The sequence below is a fragment of the Streptomyces sp. NPDC059373 genome, assembly GCF_042751495.1.
GTDB lineage: Bacteria > Actinomycetota > Actinomycetes > Streptomycetales > Streptomycetaceae > Actinacidiphila.
Window position 1 is genome coordinate 86,080 of the sequence record NZ_JBHYXC010000022.1, and the last position, 18,072, is coordinate 104,151.

Genomic DNA, 18,072 nt, shown 5'->3' on the forward strand with positions numbered 1-18,072 from the left:
AAGGAGACGAGGCCCATATGCCTCACGTCAACATCAAGTACTTCCCGGTGGCGATCAGCGAGGAACAGGAGTCCGAACTCGTCGCCGCACTCACCGGGGCGCTCACCGCGGCCCTCGGGTGTGACGAAGGGGTCATCTCCATCGCGCTGGAGCCCGTCGACACCGATGCCTGGCAGGAGCAGGTCTACCTCCCGGAGCTCGTCGACCGCAGAAATCTCCTGGTCAAGAAGCCGAACTACTGATCCTCGGCGCCGAATCCGCTGCCGAACTGCCGAAGTCCTCACCCCACGGAGGGTTGATGAAGAACGCGACCGTTGTCCGATTCCTGCTGCTTGCATCGTTGTGGGGAAGCAGTTTCACCTTTATCAAGGTGTCCCTGGAAGGCCTGACCCCGGGTCAACTGGTACTGAGCCGACTGCTCCTCGGCGCCGCGGTACTCCTCGTGATCGCCGCGATCCGCAAGGTCGGTCTCCCCCGCTCGGGCGTCGTCTGGGCCCATGTCGCCGCCGCCGCGTTGTTCGGGAACGTCATTCCGTTCCTGCTGCTGTCGTACGGGGAGAAGACCACCGGCGCCGGTATCGCCGGAGTCCTGGTCGGCGGCACGCCGCTGCTGACCCTGACCATCGCCACGGCGGTGCTGCCTGCCGAGCGGGCCACCCCTCGCAAGGCGATCGGGCTGGTGATCGGCTTCCTGGGCGTGGTGCTGGTGATCGGCCCCTGGAGCGAGTCCCTCGGGTCGACCGGTGGGCGGCTGGCCTGCCTGGGCGCCGCGCTGAGCTACGCCACCGGCTTCGTGTACGTACGGAAGTTCCTGTCCCCGCGCGGCCTCGCCCCGCTGGCCGCCGCCGGGTCCCAACTCGTGGCCGCCGCGGTGCTCCAGGCGGTGGTGACCCCCTTCCTGGCCTGGCACACCCCGCACTTCACCGGCAGGGTGGCCGGAAGCATCATCGTCCTCGGCCTGTTGAGCACCGGCCTGGCCTACGTGCTGTACTTCCGGCTCATCGGTGATGTCGGCGCGACCACCGCGTCCGCCGTCAACTACGTGGTCCCGGTCGCCGCGGTACTGATCAGCGTGGCGGCTCTCGGCGAGCCGGTGACCTGGAACCTGGTGGCCGGCGGCGTCGTGGTGCTGGCCGGTATGGCCTGGGCGGAGAACCGCGTGGGACAGCTCCGTACGACACCGGCCGATCCGGCGCCGGCCCCGGCCCCCACGCGGGCGCCCGCCGTCGAGGAGTCCCGGTGAGCGTGCGGCACCTGTACCGCGCGGCGGTCGGCGACCTGGACATGATCCGGGACCGCGACCCCTCGATGGCATCGCGCAGCGAGGCCCTGATGCACCCCGCCGTCCCGGCGATCTGGGGCTACCGCGTCTCGCACCGGCTGCACCGCCGCGGCCTGCGGCGGACGGCCCGGCTGCTGTCGGGTATCGCCCGGGTCGTGTCGGGCGGCATCGAGATCCACCCGGGGGCCCGGATCGGCCGGGGCTTCTTCATCGATCACGGCGCGGGCGTGGTGATCGGTGAGACGGCGGTCATCGGCGCCGACGTCACCGTCTTCCACCAGGTGACGCTGGGTTCGGTGGGCTGGTGGCACGACGAGCGGCGTCCCCCGGGCGCGCGCCGGCACCCCGAGCTCGGCGACCGGGTCGTGATCGGCGCCAACGCCACCCTGCTCGGCCCGATCACCGTCGGTCACGACACGGTGATCGGCGCACAGGCTCTCGTCATACGGGACGTGGGGCCCGGCTCCCGGGTCCTGGCGCCGGTCGCCGAGCCGAAACCCGCACACCGGGGCCGGGCCGGCCGGCCGCAGCACCTGGCCGCAGTCGCCTTCCCCGCCTGGTGACCCGACCCGACCTACCGAATGGGAGTCCATCGCTGTGACCACGACGACCACGAAAAAGCGGCCGCCCGCCGCCTCGCTGGAAGACCTGATCGGCGGCACCCCGACCGTCCGGCTGGACCTCGGCGTCGGGGACAGCGGGACGACCGTCCTCGCGAAACTGGAGATGGCCAACCCGCTGTCGAGCGTGAAGGACCGCACCGGGCTCTACATGATCGAGGCCGCCGAGAAGCGTGGCCTGCTGCGCCCCGGCGAAGGCACCGTCGTAGAGGCCTCGTCCGGCAACACCGGTATCTCGCTGGCCGCGCTGTCCGCGGCGCGGGGCTACCGCTGCGTGATCGTACTGCCCGACAACGCGACCACCGAACGAATCCAGCTGCTCCGGGCGTTCGGGGCGGAGGTCGTGCTCACGCCGCACGAGAAGGGCTATGTCGCCGCGATCGAGAAGGCCGAGGAGATCCACCGCCGGCGGCCCGGCTCGTGGTTCGCCTGCCAGCACGAGAACCCCGACAACGTACAGGCGCACTACGCCACCACGGGGCCCGAGATCTGGGCCGACACCGACGGCCGGGTCGATGTCTTCGTCGCCGGCGTCGGAACCGGCGGCACCCTCAGCGGCGCCGGCCGCTACCTCAAGGAGCAGAACCCCGGCATCCGGGTGGTGGCGGTGGAGCCGGAACGGTCCCCCGTCCTGAGCCAGGGCTGGGGCGGCCTGCACCGGATCCCGGGCCTCAACGGCGGTTTCGTCGCCGACACCACCGACCGGGAGGTCATCGACGACGTCCTCACCGTTTCCGACGACGACGCCTTCACGGCCGCGCGAAGCCTGGCCCGTACCGCCGGCCTGCTGGTCGGGGTCTCCTCCGGCGCGGCCGCGCATGCCTGCCGGATCCTCGCGGCCCGGCCCGAGTACGCCGGGAAGACGATCGTCACCCTGTTCCCCGACACCGGTGAGCGCTATCTGTCGTGGCTCCAGGCCGCCGACGAGCGCGAGGCCGACATCGACGCCGACACCCCCGCCGACCACGAGACAACGGAGTAAGTCCCGATGACACAGCTGCCCACGACCCTGCTTCCCGGTGAAGGCCAGTCGGTACAGATCGGCACCACCACCCACACCACCTTCAAGGCCGTCGGCGCCGAGACCGACAACCGGCTGGGCCTGTTCGAGCACCGGATGGAGCCCGGCGCGCCCGGCGCCTCACCACACATACACCGCGAGCAGCTCGAGGCCTTCTACGTCCTGGACGGCGTGGTGGAGCTGCACCTCGACGGTCGGACCTTCGCAGCGCCGCGCGGAACCTTCGTCAACGTCCCCGAGAACATGGCGCACGGTTTCCGCAATCCCTACCAGGACCAGGCGACCATGCTCATCATCTTCACCCCCGCCAAGGACCGCGAGGAGTACTTCAAGGGCCTCGCCGAGCTGTACCAGGACGGCAACCGGCCCAGCGAGGGAGAACTGCTGGACCTCATGGCGCGGTACGACCAGTTCGAGCTGAGCCTGGACGGGACGGTTCCCGGCTGGGGCCGACACTGAGCGGGTGACGACCACCCTGTCGACTGGCAGCCGGACGCTGTGGGGCCCCGTCCTCGCGGCGTTCGGCGGCTTCGCGAGCTTCTACCTCCTGCTGTCCGTCGTCCCCCGGTACGCCGTCGACGGTGGCGCCGGGCCGGCCGGAGCCGGCCTGTGCACCGGCGCGCTCATGCTCGCCACGGTCGCCGTCCAGCCCCTGACGCCCCGTCTCCTCGCCACGGCAGGGCGGCGGATGACGCTCGCGTCGGCCGGTGCCCTGCTCGGGCTGCCCTGCCTTCTCCTGCCCCTGTCGGCGAACCTGACCTTCCTCGTCGCGCTGGGGGCGGTACGGGGTCTGGGCTTCGGGATCTTCGTCGTCGTGAGCGTCACCCTCGTCGCGGAACGCGTCCCCGAGGGCCGATGGGGCCGGGGAATGGGCCTGTACGGGGCGCTCGTCGGGCTCGCCGGCATCATCGGGTCACCGCTGGGGCTGGCGATGGCCCACCGGGCGGCGTACCCGTGGACCTTCCTGCTGGCCGGCTGCTCGGCCCTGCTCGTCGTCGTCGCCTCGGTGGGCATCGGTTCCGACCGCGTGACCCCGGCGTCCGGTCCTCGGGGCCGGGTGCCTGTCGGCGGCGTCCTGCGCGCGCTCTGCGCACCCTTTCTGGTCGAGGCGGTGAGCACCACCGCGTACGGCGTGATCTTCACCTTCCTCCCGCTCGCCGCCGCCCACGGCCCCGCCTGGACGGCCCCCACGGCCCTCCTGGTCGTCCAGCTGACCGCCGCGGTCTCCCGCTGGGTCTCCGGCGGCGTCATCGACCGTTACGGCGGCGGGCGCCTGCTCGGCCCGGCGATCCTCGCCGCCGCGATCGGTGTGACCGCGGGGGCCGTGCCCGGCGATCCCGGGGTCATGATCGCCGGCATGGCGCTCTTCGGAGCCGCGTTCGGCGTGATCCAGAACGCATCGCTCGTCGTCACCCTGCACAGGGCCCGGGACTTCGGCCTCGGCGTCGGCAGCGTCACCTGGAATCTGGCCTTCGACGCCGGCACCGGCATCGGCGCGGCCGGCGGCGGTCTCGTCGCCCAAGCCGGCGGCGACAGCGCGGTCTTCCTCTCCGCTTCCCTACTGCTGGTGCTCTCCCTGACCGCCGCCCGCTCGCCGGGCTGACCCCGCGATGTGCGGCGGCACCGCCATCCCCGGCGGCAACGCGGGGTCCGGCTCCGGCTCCCCCCACGTCGTACGGAGCGGCAGCACCCCGGCCCACAGCCCCAGCGCCGCGTCCGGGCCCTCGCCGTCCTCCGGCGGCCCACTGCGGAGCTTGACCGCCGCCTCGTCGAGGGAGAGGGCCAGCAGCGACGTCGCCGCCAGCTCCTTCCGGCTGGGGCGCCGCGCGTAGTCCCACTGCCCGGGCGCTGCCTGCTCGGTCAGGCACCGCAGACCCGCGAGCTTCTCCTCCGGATCGGTCACCGGCCGCGGCACGCCGTGGATCATCGCACTGCGGTAGTTCACCCCGTGCTCGAAGACCGACCTCGCCAGCACCAGCCCGTCGACATGCGTCACCGTCACACACACCGCCGCCTCCGGCGACGCCACCAGACTCCGGCTCGCGACCGACCCGTGCAGATACAACGTCTCGCCGTCCGAGCCGTACACCGTCGGCACGACCATCACCGCGCCATCCACCATCACCCCGAGATGGCACACGAACCCCGCCCTCAGCACGGCGTCGAGCACATCCCGGTCCAGGCTGCCCTGCTCACGCAGGCGCCGGTGCCGCGTGCGTTCGGTCTCGCGGAGCGTACGCGTCGTAGTCATGCTGCGATGCTACTGATTCACTCTATTCAGAGCAACGAATCAACGGAATTCGTCGCAAGAGAAGCCATTGACAACTGATTCTTGCATTCCGGCGCCAGTCGGCACTTCCGCTTTCCGGTTGACTACCCGCGTGAGCGATCGCGAAGAAGCACCGCCCGAAGCGGAGACCGGCACCCTGCACCACGTGGAAATCTGGGTGCCCGATCTGCGGCGGGCCGTCGAGCAGTGGGGCTGGCTGCTGGAACGGCTCGGCTACGCGCCGTTCCAGGACTGGGCGGACGGGCGGAGCTGGCGGCTCGGGGCGACGTATCTCGTCTTCGAGGAGTCGCCCGCGCTCACCGCGTCCGGCCACGACAGGTGCCGGCCGGGGCTGAACCATCTGGCGTTCCATGCCGGGGGCCGGGAGGCGGTCGCCGGACTGGCCAGGGATGCGGTGGGGCACGGCTGGAGGCTGATGTTCCCGGATCGGAGTCCGTACGCCGGCGGGCGGGGCCACTACGCGGTGTACCTGGAGAACGGCGACGGGTTCGAGGTCGAACTCGTGGCTCAGCCCGGCAGCTGAGCTCACATCTCGGCCCCGGAGCCCCCCGTCACCGGCCGGATCTCGACCGGGAACGGCTCGGTGTCGCCGGGGCCGTTCGGGGAGGTCGAGATGCGGGCGGCGATCTCGGTGGCCCGGTCGATGCTCTCCAGGTCCAGGATCCAGAACCCGGCCAGCACCTCCTTGCCCTCCGAGTACGGCCCGTCGGTCACCGCCGGCAGACCCTCCGCCGTGGCCCGCACCGTCCGGCCGAGCCCGGGGTGGGCCAGGCCATAGCCCTGGACGAACTCGCCGGAGGCGATGAGGTCGTCGTTCAGCCGGCCCATGAAGTCCCGCATCGCGGCGAGGTCCTTCTCGGGCCAGGTGTCCATCTCGTCGTAGGCCTTCTCATTGCCGAAGATCAGGAGCATGTACTTCATGGCGTCTGCACCTCTCATGCGCTCGGGGCGCCCCGGGGGTGGGGTGCCGCTCGCAGGAGACGTCGGAGCCGTCGGCTCGCTTTCGACACTACGCGTCGCCATGCGCCGCCACGCGCCGCTACGCGTCGAAGAGAGCGCTCACCGATTCTCCGTTGTGGATCCGCCGCATGGCCTCGGCGAGGGCGGGAGCGATGGACAGCACCCGCAGCTTGTCCGTCCGCTCGCCGTGGGGAACGGGCACCGTGTCCGTGCAGACGATCTCCAGGACGTCCGGCTGGGAGCCGATCCGCTTGAGGGCGCCGTCGGCGAACAGGCCGTGCGTGCAGGCGACCCGGACGGAGGCGACGCCGGTCTCCCGGAGCCGGTCCAGCAGTTCCAGCACGGTGCTGCCCTTGGCGATCTCGTCGTCCAGCACGATCACATCCCGCCCGGCGACGTCACCGATCACCGCGGAGATGCTCACCCGGTCGTCGGCGAACCGCTGCTTCGCCCCGGCGGCGACCGGGACACCCAGGAGCCGGGCGAAGGCGGCGGCCTCCTTGGCGTTGCCCAGGTCGGGAGAGACGACGACGGCGTTGCGGAGGTCGTACTGCGCGAAGTGCGCGGCCAGCTCGCGCAGGGCGTGCAGGTGGTCGACGGGGACGCTGAAGAAGCCGTGCACCTGCGGCGAGTGCAGCGTCATGGCCAGCACGCGGTTGGCGCCGGCGGTGACCATGAGGTCGGCGACCAGCCGTCCGCCGATGGAGATGCGGGGGGCGTCCTTCTTGTCGGACCGCGCGTACGAGTAGTGCGGCATGACGACGGTCGTACGGGCGGCGGAGGCGCCACGCGCGGCGTCCAGCATCAGCAGCAGCTCGACGAGGTGCTCCTGCACGGGCCGGACGAGCGGCTGGACGATGAAGACGTCGCGTTCGCGGCAGTTCGCCTGGAGCTGCACTTCGAGGCAGTCGTTGGCGAAGCGGTCGACGCGCACCGGGTGGAGGGGCACGTCGAGGTGAGCGCAGACGGCGGCGGCCAGCTCGGGGTGGGCACTGCCGCTGAAGACGGCGATGTCTCGCTCTCGCACGGACCGGTCCTTTGGTTGGGTTGATCGTCTCGCGTTGATCGTTCGCCGCGCCGTTCGCATGCTATCCGCAGACTCCGGGAAAAGAATTTCGGCCCTCGTGTCGATCCGCCCCGCTCCCGTTCGACGCGTATGCAGAAGCAGGGAACACAGCGAAGAAGGAGACAGGACGATGCGCTTCATGTCACTGATCAGGATCAACGAGGACAACGTCCCCGAGGGCGGCCCCAGCCCGGAACTCATGGAGGAGATGGGCAAGCTCCTCGAGGAGATGACCAAGGCCGGGGTGATGCTCGACACCGGCGGCCTGCGGCCGACGTCAGAGGGCACGCGCCTGCACTGGAACCACGGAGAGCTGACCGTGACCGACGGGCCGTTCACCGAGACGAAGGAGTTCATCGGCGGCTACGCGATCGTCCAGGCGAAGTCGAAGGCAGAGGCGATCGAGTGGACCACGCGCTTCCTGAAGATCCACGGCGACGCGTGGGACCTCACCTGTGAGCTCCGCCAGGTCGAGGAGGCCGAGCTCTAGCCCTGAGGGCCCCCTGCTTGCCGCCGCCCGGAGCGGCTGCTCTGATGGGTGGCTGTGAGTTCTGACGACGACGCCCGCCGGGCGATCGAGGCCGTGTGGCGGATCGAGTCCGCCCGGGTGATCGCCGGTGTGGCGCGGATCGTACGAGACCTCGGCATCGCCGAGGAGCTGGCGCAGGACGCTCTGGTCGCCGCCCTCGAACAGTGGCCGGAGTCAGGTGTCCCGGACAATCCGGGCGCCTGGCTCATGGCCACGGCGAAGCACCGCGCGATCGATCTCGTACGCCGCAAGGAGCGCTACGCGCGCAAGCTCGAGGAGCTGGGCCACCGGCTCGAGGTGGAGGACCCGTCGGAGCAGGACTTCGCGGCGGCCGAGGCGGCTGCCGACGGCGACATCGAGGACGATCTGCTGCGGCTGGTGTTCACCGCCTGCCATCCGGTGCTGGCGACCGAGGCACGGGTGGCGCTGACCCTGCGGCTGCTGGGCGGTCTGACGACCGCCGAGATCGCGCGGGCCTTCCTGGTCACGGAGGCGACGGTCGCGCAGCGGATCGTACGGGCCAAGAAGACGCTGGCGAAGGCGGGCGTGCCCTTCGAGGTGCCGCAGGGGCCGCAGCGCGGTGAGCGGCTGGCATCGGTGCTCGAGGTCATCTACCTGATCTTCAACGAGGGGTATTCGGCGACCGCGGGCGACGACCTGATGCGGCCGGCGCTCTGCGAGGACGCGCTGCGGCTCGGCCGGGTCCTCGCCGGGCTGATGCCGCAGGAGCCGGAGGTGCACGGGCTGGTCGCCCTGCTGGAGCTCCAGGCGTCCCGCCTGGGTGCCCGCACCGGGCCCTCCGGGGAGCCGGTGCTGCTGGTCGACCAGGACCGCCGCCACTGGGACCGGCTGCTCATCCGCCGCGGCTTCGCCGCCCTCGCCCGCACCGACGCGCTCAGCGGCCCGCCCGGCCCGTACGTCCTCCAGGCCGCGATCGCCGCCTGCCACGCGCGGGCCTTCGGCGCCGACGAGACCGACTGGCAGCGCATCGCCCAGCTCTACGAGGCCCTGTCCCGGCAGGTCGGCTCGCCGGTCGTGGAGCTCAACCGCGCCGTCGCCGTCGCGATGGCGTACGGCCCGGACGAAGGCCTCAAGCTCGTCGATGAGCTGGCCGGCGAACCGGCCCTGCGCGGCTACCACCTCCTGCCCAGCGTCCGCGGCGACCTCCTCCAACGCCTCGGCCGGCACACCGAGGCACAGGCCGAGTTCGAGCGCGCCGCCTCCCTCACCCGCAACGAGCGCGAACGGGCGCTGCTGCTCGGCCGGGCGGAGCGGGCGGCAGCGGCGGCGGAAGCGACCGCGCCATAACGTCTCAGTGGCCCCCGTCGCCCTCCAGACAGGTGCCCTCCAGCGACACCCGGTCGGCGCAGCCCGTACCGGCGAGGGCGAGGAGCAGGACGGCAACGGCTCCTGCTCCGGCGTGCGGGGGTCTCTTGGTCATCATCCTGGTGCGTCCGGCCGGTGTCCGGGGCGAGTATGGAGACATGGCCGCCAACAACAAGACCGAGATCCTGCGGATGCACGACCTGGCCCTCGACTTCTTCTCGGCCGGTGTGCACGCCGTACGCGACGACCAGTGGGACGGGCCCACACCCGACACGGAGTGGTCCGTACGGGACCTGGTCAATCACCTCGTCGTCGAGCAGCTCTGGGTCGCGCCCCTGGTGCGGGACGGGAAGACCATCGCGCAGGTCGGCGACGTCTTCGACGGTGATCAGCTCGGCGACGACCCGGTCGGCACCGGGGACCGCGCCGCCGAGGAGGCGCGCGCCGCCTTCCAGGAGCCCGGGGCACTCGACCGCATCGTGCACCTGTCGTACGCGGACACCCGGGGCGCCGCCTACTGCGCGCAGATGACGACCGACGCCGCCGTGCACGGCTGGGACCTGGCGCGGGCGATCGGCGCGGACGAGCGGATGCCGGACGGGCTGGCCACCGCCGCCCTGCGCGAGGTGAAGCCGTACGCCTCCGGGCTGCACAACAGCGGCCTGTTCGCGCCGCCCGTGCCTCCGCCGCCGGGAGCCGACGACCAGACGAAGCTGCTGTGCCTGCTGGGCCGGAAGCCGTGAACGAGCCGCCCCCGGCTACAGAGCCAGGTACTGGCCCATCATGCGGAGGAAGTCCTGCGTGGCGTCGGCCGCCCCCACCGCCGGGACCAGGCCCAGCAGGAGGACGGCGAGGACGGCCGCCCGGACGTTCGGGAGCGGCGCCCGCTGGAGCGCGCTGACCCGGCGGGTGATGGCGTGCTCGGAGAAGCCGAGCGCCGACGCGCAGAGCGGTGCCTGGCTGCGGTGCGAGGCGAGCGCGGCCCGTGCCAGGGCCCGGGCGGCGACGCGGCGGTCGCCGGCCGCCTCGGCGGCGCGCTCGTCGGCCCAGCGCTCCAGGAGGAAGCCGATGGTGTCGCGTACCGGGATGAGCAGCGGATTGACGGCGGCGGCGACCTCCGCAAGGAGAGACAGCCGGGAGTGACCGTGCACCAGGTGGGCGCGCTCGTGGGCGAGCAGGACCTGTCGCTCCGGAGCGTCGAGGACGGCGAGCATCCCGGAGCTGACCAGGATGCGCCCGGGCGCGCCCGCGCCCCTGAGCGGGATGGCGAAGGCCTGCGGCTGCGCGGCGGCGGCGACGATCAGCTCGGTGCCGCCGGGGTGGGACTCGGACAGCCGCCGGAGCGCCCGCCCGGTGGCGCGTACGGCGCGCAGCGTGCGCCAGAGCCGGACGACGACGGCGGCCAGGGCGAGCAGCGCGGCGATGGCGATGGCGAAGGGCACGGGCTCGGGGATGTGGAAGCGGTGCTCCCGGGCCTCGTCGACGACCGGCGGGGAGTCGCTGAGGAGGGTGGCCGCGAGAAGTACCAGCCCCCATACGGCGGCGGCGGCCGTGAGGGCGGCGGAGACGGCCAGCGCGCGGGCGGCGGGCGCCGGCGCGAGCCGGCGGCCGACGGCCGGGCTGACGGCGGCGAGCAGCAGGGACAGGACGAGCGGAAGGTAGACGTCGATCCTCATGAGGCCAGGCCGCCTTCGTCCTCCGCCGTGAGTTCGTCCTCGGCCGTGCGTGCGTCCTCCGCCGTGAGTTCGTCCTCGGCCGTGCGTACGTCCCCCGCCGTGAGTTCTCCCCCTGCCGTGAGGAAGAGCCGCAGCGCCTGTTCCTCGTCCGGGCTGAGGCCGGTCACGAACTGCTGCAGCGCGGCGATCGGGTCCGGGCCCCGGTCGAGTGCCTGGTGCATGACCTCGGCCGTGAGCTGGGCCGCGTTCTTGGTCGGCCGGTAGGCACCGCGCCGGCCGTCCGCGTCGCGGCGGACCATCCCCTTGTCGTACAGGCGCTTGAGGATCGTGTGGACGGTGTTGTAGGCGAGGCCGCTGCCGAGCTCCGCCTGGATGTCCGCCGGGGTGAGCGCGCGGTCGGTCGCCCACAGTGTGGCGAGGATCTCGCTCTCCAGTTCGCCGGGGTTGCGGCGCGCCGACTTGTCCTGGGGCTCCGTGGCTGCCATAACCGCACCTTACAGCCCGTAGGGTTCACCTCCTGGGTGCCTGCCCCTACATCCTGTAGGGCACCCGGTACCCTACAGCGTGTAGTGCTCCTAATGCCGGATGGGGAAACGATGTCGACGACAGGGGAAGTGGCAGCGCCTCGCCTGCTGCCCCGCCTCCGGGCGACGACCGCCGGAAGGTGGCACTCGGTGTGGTGGCTCGCCGCAGTGGCGGCCGCCTTCACCGGCGCGCAGCTGCTCTTCGTGGGGCCCGGCCTCGGCCTGGGCTGGGACGAGTCGGTGTACGTCAGCCAGGTCGCCCCACACATCCCGGCCGCCTACTTCAGCGCGCCGCGCGCCCGTGGCGTACCGGTCCTGGTCGCCCCCCTCGTCCTCCTGACCTCCTCCGAGGCCGCGCTCCGCGTCTACCTCGCCGTGCTGTCCGGCGCGGGCCTGTTCCTCGCCCTGTGGGTCTGGCGACGGCTGCGCCCGGTGCCCGTACTCGCCCTGGCCGGAGTGCTCTTCGCGGGGCTGTGGATCACCCAGCTCTACGGTCTCCAGGCCATGCCGAACCTCTGGACCGCGCTGTGCGGGCTGGCCGCCGCCGGCTGCTTCCTGCGGGCCGCCACGGACCGGGACGACCGCCGCGCCGTCGTCGGGCTCGTCCTCTCCCTGGCCGCCGCCGCGCTGTTCCGGCCCTCCGACGCGGCCTGGCTCGCCCTCCCGATGGTCCTCGGCGCGCTTTTCGTACGGCGGTGGCGGCGCCCGGTGCTGCTCGCCGCTGTCGTCGGGGGGCTCGCGCTGGGCGGCGCCCAGTGGGTCGTCGAGGCCTACATGTCGTACGGCGGCATCGCCGCCCGCCTCCACCGCTCCAGCCAGATCGAGGGCGGCCTCGGCTGGCACGTGGCCATCTACGACCAGCTCCGCACCCTCGCCGGCGGCCCCTCGCTCTGCCGCCCGTGCACGGGGCCCTGGCGGCATCCCGAGGCCTCGCTCTGGTGGTTCGCCATGCCGCTCGCGGCGGCGGCCGGCGTGTACGTCGGCGCCCGGCTGCGGCGGCGCGTCGGTGCGGCGCTCCCCGCCCTGTGCGGGCTGTCGGTGGCGGTGCAGTACCTCCTGCTCATCGGCTACGCGGCCCCCCGCTTCCTGCTGCCCGCCTACGCCCTGCTCTCCATCCCCGTCGCGGAGTTCCTGGTCGCCGTGGCCCGGCCCGTACGCCCCCGTCTGAAGCCCTACGCCACGGCGGGGGTCGCCCTCGTCGTCGCGGCCCAGCTGGTGAGCCAGAACGTGATCCTCAACCACGCCGTCCACGTCGCCGACAACGGCACCCGCGACTACGCCCGCATGGCCGCCGACCTGCGCGCGTACGGCGTCCGGCCGCCCTGCCTGCTCACCGGCAACCTGGCGATCCCGGTCGCCTACCAGGCCCGGTGCAGCTCCGTCGACGTCTCCGGGCACAACCAGAACACGACCAGCGCCGACATCCTGGCCACCGCCCGCACCGAACCCGTCGCCGTGTTCGTCCCGCCGAACACCCACGTCCCGTCCTACGCCCGGCACTGGGCCCCGCACCCGCTGACCGGCCTCTACTCGCACCACGGCTACCGGGTCTACGTCTCCCCCTCCGCCCAGGCCCGGTGACAATGACCCGGTGGAGACGGAGACCCTGGACGCGGCCCTGCCCTCGCCCCTCGCCGGGATCGACGACGAGCGGCTGACCCGGCACGGCATACGGCTGCTGCTGAAACGGGACGACCTCATCCACCCCGACCTGCCCGGCAACAAGTACCGCAAGCTCCACCTCAACCTCCGCGCCGCCGCCGACGCCGGGCACGGCACCCTGCTCACCTTCGGCGGCGCCTACTCCAACCACCTGCGGGCCACAGCCGCGGCCGGCCGCCTGCTCGGCCTGCGCACCATCGGCGTCGTACGCGGCGACGAGCTGGCCGGCCGCCCGCTGAACCCCTCCCTGGCGACCGCCGCCGACGACGGCATGCGGCTGCACTTCCTCGACCGCGCGACCTACCGCCGCAAGGCCGAACCCGGCGTCCTGGCCGCCCTTCTGGACCGCTTCGGCCCCGCCTACGTCATCCCCGAGGGCGGCAGCAACGCCCTCGCCGCCCGCGGCTGCGCCGGCCTCGGCCAAGAACTGCGCGGCGCCGGCAGCGCCGTCGACATCGTCACCCTGGCCTGCGGCACCGGCGGCACCCTCGCCGGACTCGCCGCCGGCCTCTCCCCCGCCCAGCGCGCCATCGGCTTCCCCGTCCTGCGCGGCGGCGCCTTCCTCGCCGCCGACGTCCGCCGGCTCCAGACCGCCGCCTTCGGCTCCCCCACCGGCGCCTGGTCCCTGGACGACCGCTTCCACTGCGGCGGCTACGCCCGCACCACCCCACGCCTCAACGCCTTCGCCGACGACTTCACCGCCCGCCACGGGCTCCCCCTGGACCGCGTCTACGTCGCCAAGATGCTCCTCGGCGTCTTCACCCTCGCCGACGAGGGCGCCTTCGCCCCCGGTACGACCGTCGCGGCGGTCATCACCGGCTAGGGGTTAGCCTTGTGCGCATGATCCGAGCCGCACTGCCTGCCGACGTACCGGAGATCCACGCGATGATTCGCGAACTCGCCGAGTACGAGCGGGAGCTGGAGAGCGCGCGGGCCACCGAGGCCCAGCTGCACGACGCGCTGTTCGGGGCCGAGCCGGCCGTGTTCGCGCTGATCGCCGAGGACGACGGCACGGGCGCCCCGGTGGGTTTCGCGCTGTGGTTCCGGAATTTCTCGACGTGGACGGGTACGCACGGGATCTACCTGGAGGACCTGTTCGTTCGCCCGGACGCCCGCGGCGGCGGCCACGGCAAGGCGTTGCTCGCCACACTCGCGGCAATCTGCGTCGAACGCGGCTACGAGCGCTTTGAATGGGCAGTACTGGACTGGAACGAGCCGTCGATCGGCTTCTACCGGTCGATCGGAGCCTTCCCCCAGGATGAATGGACGGTCCAGCGACTCACCGGTGAAGCGCTGCATACGCTCGCCCACCAGGCAGATGTCAACAAAGCGGCATCACTTTCGAATTGAGACCGCCCACCCTCTAGCCACGGTGCGTACTCGTACGCTTACCATGGGTGACAGGCCGGGCGTGCTCCGTCCGGGCGACATCCGACCGCAGATCGCGATAGCGTCGCTCGCGAACCGCAGAACCGCGAGAACCGCCAGAACCACAGAACGAGAGATCCAGTGGAGGTGAGGGTGTCCCAGATCGCAGGCGAGCCCGGGTCGAAGGACTTCGTCGAGGTCCGGCTGCCCGCGGCGGGGGCCTACCTGTCGGTGCTGCGTACGGCCACCGCCGGACTCGCGGCCCGTTTGGACTTCACTCTCGACGAGATCGAAGACCTGCGCATCGCGGTCGACGAGGCGTGCGCGATCCTGCTGCAGCAGGCCGTCCCGGGCAGCGTGCTGAGCTGCGTGTTCCGGCTGGTCGGGGACGCGCTGTGGGTGACCGTTGCGGCGCCCACCACCGACGGCCGCGCGCCGGAGCGCGACACCTTCGCCTGGACGGTGCTGTCCGCACTGGCCGGCGAGGTCGACTCCACGGTGGCCGAGGACAAAACTGTCAGCATCAGCCTGCACAAGAAGCGCGGTGCCGGCCCGGGACAAGCGTGAGGTCCACAGATGCAGGCAGCCCACGGCCACTGGGGTCAGCGTGTCCCGGCTCCCTTCGGAACCGGTAACGGTACAACCGTGCTCGGAACGGGGGATCGCCATGAGTGATCTTGAGAGCAGCGCATCCCATGTGCGCGGCCACGTCGTGCCTGCCCAGCAGGCTGCGCGGCAACATCCCGTGCCCCCCAACGACGGAGACGGAACGGACGCGGCGGAGCAGGCACCCATGGACAAGGAACAGCTGCACGAGCAGCACGACCCGCACGACCGGTCCGGCGCGCGGGCGCTGTTCGTGGAGCTGAACAAGCTCCCGCCGGGCTCCCCCGAGCGTGCCGAGCTGCGCAACCAGCTGGTGCGGATGCACCTGCCCCTGGTCGAGCACCTCGCGCGCCGCTTCCGCAACCGCGGGGAGCCGCTGGACGACCTGACCCAGGTCGCCACGATCGGGCTGATCAAGTCCGTCGACCGCTTCGACGTCGACCGCGGGGTGGAGTTCTCCACGTACGCGACCCCGACCGTCGTCGGCGAGATCAAGCGGCACTTCCGCGACAAGGGCTGGGCGGTGCGCGTGCCGCGCCGGCTGCAGGAGCTGCGGCTGTCGCTGACCACGGCGACCGGCGAGCTGTCGCAGCGGCACGGGCGGGCTCCGACGGTCCACGAGCTGGCCGAGCAACTCAAGATCACGGAGGAGGAGGTCCTGGAGGGCCTCGAATCCGCGAACGCGTACAGCACCCTCTCGCTCGACGTCCCGGACACCGACGACGAGTCCCCCGCCGTCGCGGACACCCTCGGCGCGATGGACGAGGCGCTGGAGGGCGTGGAGTACCGGGAGTCGCTCAAGCCGTTGCTGGAGCAGCTGCCGCCGCGCGAGAAGAAGATCCTGCTGCTGCGGTTCTTCGGCAACATGACGCAGTCGCAGATCGCTGAGGAGGTCGGCATCTCGCAGATGCACGTCTCCCGGCTGCTGGCCCGTACGCTCGCGCAGCTGCGCGACAAGCTGCTGGTCGAAGAGTAAGCAGACCAAGCAGGCCAAGAAGAAGGACTACTGGGCCGTGCGCCCGATGCCCAGCGCGTCCGTCGCCGCCGGGTGGACGAGCAGCACCAGCTCGGCCACGGCGGCGGCGCCCAGCGCGGCGCCCGCCACGATCATCGGGCCGCCGCTCTGGCTCATCGTCCAGGCGACCGGCAGCGCCACCAGCTGGATGATCAGCGCCGGCCCGCGGCTCCACCGCCGCGCGTGCCACAGCCCGTACGCGGCCGCCAGCGGCATCGCCGCCAGCGCCAGGACGGTCAGCCCGCCGGCCTCCGCCTGCTGCGGGCTGTCCGGGGAACCGATCAGGCCGAGCACCAGCATCGCGACGCCCCAGGCGGCCAGTGCGGCGCCCTCGGCGGCGGCGACCGCGGCGGCCGCCGTCAGTCGCGGCGTGCGGCGCTTCCCGGCTGAACTCTGCTCACCACTCACCCCAGCAGGGTAGCCCGCCCGGGCCCGGCCGCCGGGAGCCGGGGCCGACGCCCCGCAGCGGGCGGTACCGCCCGGTAGGTACGCTGGCGGGCATGCGCGCTCTCCTTGTGGTCAACCCTGCCGCCACTACTACCAGCGCGCGGACGCGTGACGTGCTCGCGCACGCGCTGGCCAGTGATCTGAAGCTGGAGGTCGTCGCCACCGCGTACCGCGGCCATGCCAGGGATCTGGCCCGCCAGGCGGCGGAGGGCGGCGAGATCGAGCTGGTCGTCGCGCTCGGCGGCGACGGTACGGTCAACGAGGTGGTCAACGGCCTGCTGCACCACGGCCCCGACCCGGAGCGGTTGCCCAAGCTCGCGGTGGTGCCCGGCGGCTCGACCAATGTCTTCGCGCGCGCCCTCGGCCTGCCGAACGACGCCGTGGAGGCCACCGGCGCCGTTCTCGACGCGCTGCGCGACCGCACCTCGCGCACCGTCGGCCTCGGTCTGGTCAGCGGCACCCCGGGCAGCGAGGACGAGGGCGTGCCGTCGCGCTGGTTCACCTTCTGCGCCGGCTTCGGCTTCGACGCGGGCGTGGTCGGCCGGGTGGAACAGCAGCGTGAGCACGGCAGGAAGTCAACCCACGCCCTCTATATACGCCAGGTCCTCCGGCAGTTCCTGGCCGAGCCCAACCGCCGCACCGGCGGCGGGATCATCCTGGAGCGCCCGGACGCGGACCCGGTCACCGATCTGATCCTCGCGATCATCTGCAACACCTCGCCGTGGACCTTCCTGGGCAACCGCCCGGTCTACGCATCGCCCCAGGCATCCTTCGACACGGGGCTCGACGTGCTCGCCCTGTCGAAGCTCTCCACCCCCGCCGTGGCCCGCTACGCCACCCAGCTGCTGCGTTCGACCCCGGAACGCGGGCCGCACGGCAAGCACGCCACCTCCCTGCACGACCTGACCGACTTCACCTTGCATTCCCAGGCGCCACTGCCGTTCCAGGTGGACGGAGACCACCTGGGGCTGCGTACGAGCGCAACCTTCACAGGCGTACGCCGTGCACTGCGTGTGATTGTGTAAGCAGAACGACTTACATTCCTTTTACTCGAACGTTTAGACTGCCCCACACCCCATGGAAGTACGGCTGTGACCTAGTCGACACCGAGGAATCAAAAAAAAGTTTCCGGAAGGGGTTGTATCCGCAGCCCAGGTTTGCGAGTCTCTTCTTGGCGATCGGGACGGCTCCTCAGCGGAGCCCCCTTGAGAGCCCGAATCCACACCAACACTCCAGCGGGACCGCACCAGGAGACTGGGCGATGTCCCGTGTCAGTGTCGGGGGATTCGTGAAAGCGTTCACATTCACAAGCAACCTGTATGCAACACAAGGAGATGGAGCAGCCATGGACTGGCGTCACAACGCCGTTTGCCGCGAGGAAGACCCCGAGCTCTTCTTCCCCATCGGCAACACCGGTCCTGCGCTGCTGCAGATCGAGGAAGCCAAGGCCGTCTGCCGTCGCTGCCCCGTCATGGAGCAGTGCCTGCAGTGGGCGCTGGAGACCGGCCAGGACGCCGGCGTCTGGGGCGGACTCAGCGAGGACGAGCGTCGCGCGATGAAGCGCCGCGCCGCCCGCAACCGCGCCCGTAACGCCAGCGCCTGACGCGCCCGCTTACCCCCGAGCCGCAGCGCGCAGCACCTCCTAATACGCGCAGCACCCAGCTTTAAACAGCTCTACGT

General features: G+C 71.7%; 24 protein-coding genes. 17 read left to right on the forward strand and 7 right to left on the reverse strand.

Annotated features, from left to right (window positions below; translation table 11 throughout):
- Positions 1–17 precede the first annotated feature (17 nt).
- The 6 genes from ACFXJ5_RS26210 (at position 18) to ACFXJ5_RS26235 (ending at position 4,526) form a co-directional block, all read left to right on the forward strand.
- Positions 18–242, forward strand: a complete 225-nt coding sequence (locus tag ACFXJ5_RS26210; RefSeq protein ID WP_384635745.1) for a tautomerase family protein — start codon at positions 18–20, stop codon at positions 240–242.
- Between the two features lie 128 nt (positions 243–370).
- Positions 371–1,243, forward strand: a complete 873-nt coding sequence (locus ACFXJ5_RS26215; protein ID WP_384635748.1) for a DMT family transporter — start codon at positions 371–373, stop codon at positions 1,241–1,243.
- Positions 1,240–1,845 (forward strand): serine O-acetyltransferase EpsC, encoded by a 606-nt coding sequence (epsC, locus tag ACFXJ5_RS26220; RefSeq protein WP_384635751.1) that lies wholly within the window; start codon positions 1,240–1,242, stop codon positions 1,843–1,845. Before ACFXJ5_RS26215 ends, epsC begins: the two co-directional genes overlap by 4 nt.
- A 34-nt stretch (positions 1,846–1,879) precedes the next feature.
- The gene (gene cysK / locus ACFXJ5_RS26225; protein WP_384635754.1) at positions 1,880–2,884 is read left to right on the forward strand and encodes a cysteine synthase A; all 1,005 of its coding nucleotides are present in this window, start codon (positions 1,880–1,882) and stop codon (positions 2,882–2,884) included.
- A gap of 6 nt (positions 2,885–2,890) precedes the next feature.
- Positions 2,891–3,382: a cupin domain-containing protein gene (locus ACFXJ5_RS26230; RefSeq protein WP_384635757.1), complete on the forward strand. Its 492-nt coding sequence runs from the start codon at positions 2,891–2,893 to the stop codon at positions 3,380–3,382.
- A gap of 4 nt (positions 3,383–3,386) precedes the next feature.
- Positions 3,387–4,526: an MFS transporter gene (locus tag ACFXJ5_RS26235; protein WP_384635759.1), complete on the forward strand. Its 1,140-nt coding sequence runs from the start codon at positions 3,387–3,389 to the stop codon at positions 4,524–4,526.
- Here ACFXJ5_RS26235 and ACFXJ5_RS26240 read toward each other — a convergent pair.
- Positions 4,482–5,174, reverse strand: coding sequence for a pyridoxamine 5'-phosphate oxidase family protein (locus tag ACFXJ5_RS26240; RefSeq protein WP_384635762.1), 693 nt, complete (start codon positions 5,172–5,174; stop codon positions 4,482–4,484). The two genes, ACFXJ5_RS26235 and ACFXJ5_RS26240, sit on opposite strands and share 45 nt — an antisense overlap.
- Before the next feature lie 130 nt (positions 5,175–5,304).
- Between ACFXJ5_RS26240 and ACFXJ5_RS26245 the strand changes: the two genes are divergently transcribed.
- On the forward strand, positions 5,305–5,736 hold the full coding sequence (locus ACFXJ5_RS26245) for a VOC family protein (RefSeq protein ID WP_384635765.1): 432 nt from the start codon (positions 5,305–5,307) through the stop codon (positions 5,734–5,736).
- A 2-nt stretch (positions 5,737–5,738) separates the two neighbouring features.
- Here the strand turns inward: ACFXJ5_RS26245 and ACFXJ5_RS26250 are convergent, their stop codons facing one another.
- Together ACFXJ5_RS26250 and ACFXJ5_RS26255 are read right to left on the reverse strand one after the other, a co-directional pair.
- Positions 5,739–6,134: a YciI family protein gene (locus ACFXJ5_RS26250; RefSeq protein WP_384635768.1), complete on the reverse strand. Its 396-nt coding sequence runs from the start codon at positions 6,132–6,134 to the stop codon at positions 5,739–5,741.
- Positions 6,135–6,252: 118 nt separating this feature from the next.
- The gene (locus tag ACFXJ5_RS26255; protein WP_384635772.1) at positions 6,253–7,200 is read right to left on the reverse strand and encodes a ribose-phosphate diphosphokinase; all 948 of its coding nucleotides are present in this window, start codon (positions 7,198–7,200) and stop codon (positions 6,253–6,255) included.
- Positions 7,201–7,369: 169 nt separating this feature from the next.
- Between ACFXJ5_RS26255 and ACFXJ5_RS26260 the strand changes: the two genes are divergently transcribed.
- Both ACFXJ5_RS26260 and ACFXJ5_RS26265 read left to right on the forward strand, forming a co-directional pair.
- Positions 7,370–7,729 carry a YciI family protein gene (locus tag ACFXJ5_RS26260; protein ID WP_384635775.1) on the forward strand — a complete coding sequence of 120 codons (360 nt, stop codon included), beginning with the start codon at positions 7,370–7,372 and terminating at the stop codon, positions 7,727–7,729.
- A 54-nt stretch (positions 7,730–7,783) separates the two neighbouring features.
- Positions 7,784–9,076 carry an RNA polymerase sigma factor gene (locus ACFXJ5_RS26265; RefSeq protein WP_384635778.1) on the forward strand — a complete coding sequence of 431 codons (1,293 nt, stop codon included), beginning with the start codon at positions 7,784–7,786 and terminating at the stop codon, positions 9,074–9,076.
- 4 nt (positions 9,077–9,080) lie between these two features.
- Here the strand turns inward: ACFXJ5_RS26265 and ACFXJ5_RS26270 are convergent, their stop codons facing one another.
- The gene (locus ACFXJ5_RS26270) at positions 9,081–9,212 is read right to left on the reverse strand and encodes a hypothetical protein (RefSeq protein ID WP_384635781.1); all 132 of its coding nucleotides are present in this window, start codon (positions 9,210–9,212) and stop codon (positions 9,081–9,083) included.
- Between the two features lie 40 nt (positions 9,213–9,252).
- On the opposite strand from ACFXJ5_RS26270, the gene ACFXJ5_RS26275 reads away from it, so the two are divergent.
- Positions 9,253–9,837, forward strand: coding sequence for a TIGR03086 family metal-binding protein (locus ACFXJ5_RS26275; protein ID WP_384635783.1), 585 nt, complete (start codon positions 9,253–9,255; stop codon positions 9,835–9,837).
- A gap of 15 nt (positions 9,838–9,852) precedes the next feature.
- Here ACFXJ5_RS26275 and ACFXJ5_RS26280 read toward each other — a convergent pair whose 3' ends face one another.
- Complete coding sequence (locus ACFXJ5_RS26280) at positions 9,853–10,770, reverse strand: M48 family metalloprotease (RefSeq protein ID WP_384635786.1); 918 nt, start codon at positions 10,768–10,770, stop codon at positions 9,853–9,855.
- Entirely contained in the window at positions 10,767–11,255 is a 489-nt protein-coding gene (locus tag ACFXJ5_RS26285) for a BlaI/MecI/CopY family transcriptional regulator (RefSeq protein WP_384635789.1), read from the reverse strand. The genes ACFXJ5_RS26280 and ACFXJ5_RS26285 overlap by 4 nt, the downstream gene beginning before the upstream one ends.
- Before the next feature lie 129 nt (positions 11,256–11,384).
- Between ACFXJ5_RS26285 and ACFXJ5_RS26290 the strand changes: the two genes are divergently transcribed.
- The 5 genes from ACFXJ5_RS26290 (at position 11,385) to ACFXJ5_RS26310 (ending at position 15,906) form a co-directional block, all read left to right on the forward strand.
- Positions 11,385–12,875 carry a hypothetical protein gene (locus tag ACFXJ5_RS26290; protein WP_384635792.1) on the forward strand — a complete coding sequence of 497 codons (1,491 nt, stop codon included), beginning with the start codon at positions 11,385–11,387 and terminating at the stop codon, positions 12,873–12,875.
- Between the two features lie 10 nt (positions 12,876–12,885).
- On the forward strand, positions 12,886–13,779 hold the full coding sequence (locus tag ACFXJ5_RS26295; protein ID WP_384635795.1) for a 1-aminocyclopropane-1-carboxylate deaminase/D-cysteine desulfhydrase: 894 nt from the start codon (positions 12,886–12,888) through the stop codon (positions 13,777–13,779).
- A gap of 17 nt (positions 13,780–13,796) precedes the next feature.
- Positions 13,797–14,306, forward strand: a complete 510-nt coding sequence (locus tag ACFXJ5_RS26300; protein ID WP_384635797.1) for a GNAT family N-acetyltransferase — start codon at positions 13,797–13,799, stop codon at positions 14,304–14,306.
- Between the two features lie 171 nt (positions 14,307–14,477).
- The gene (locus ACFXJ5_RS26305) at positions 14,478–14,891 is read left to right on the forward strand and encodes an anti-sigma regulatory factor (protein ID WP_384635800.1); all 414 of its coding nucleotides are present in this window, start codon (positions 14,478–14,480) and stop codon (positions 14,889–14,891) included.
- A 100-nt stretch (positions 14,892–14,991) separates the two neighbouring features.
- Complete coding sequence (locus ACFXJ5_RS26310; protein ID WP_384635803.1) at positions 14,992–15,906, forward strand: RNA polymerase sigma factor SigF; 915 nt, start codon at positions 14,992–14,994, stop codon at positions 15,904–15,906.
- A 27-nt stretch (positions 15,907–15,933) separates the two neighbouring features.
- On the opposite strand, the gene ACFXJ5_RS26315 is transcribed toward ACFXJ5_RS26310, so the two are convergent.
- Entirely contained in the window at positions 15,934–16,353 is a 420-nt protein-coding gene (locus tag ACFXJ5_RS26315) for a hypothetical protein (RefSeq protein WP_384635805.1), read from the reverse strand.
- 92 nt (positions 16,354–16,445) lie between these two features.
- Here ACFXJ5_RS26315 and ACFXJ5_RS26320 point away from each other — a divergent pair, with 92 nt between their 5' ends.
- Both ACFXJ5_RS26320 and ACFXJ5_RS26325 read left to right on the forward strand, forming a co-directional pair.
- Entirely contained in the window at positions 16,446–17,417 is a 972-nt protein-coding gene (locus ACFXJ5_RS26320) for a diacylglycerol/lipid kinase family protein (protein ID WP_384635807.1), read from the forward strand.
- 320 nt (positions 17,418–17,737) lie between these two features.
- Positions 17,738–17,995 carry a WhiB family transcriptional regulator gene (locus ACFXJ5_RS26325; RefSeq protein WP_018563321.1) on the forward strand — a complete coding sequence of 86 codons (258 nt, stop codon included), beginning with the start codon at positions 17,738–17,740 and terminating at the stop codon, positions 17,993–17,995.
- Positions 17,996–18,072 lie beyond the last annotated feature (77 nt).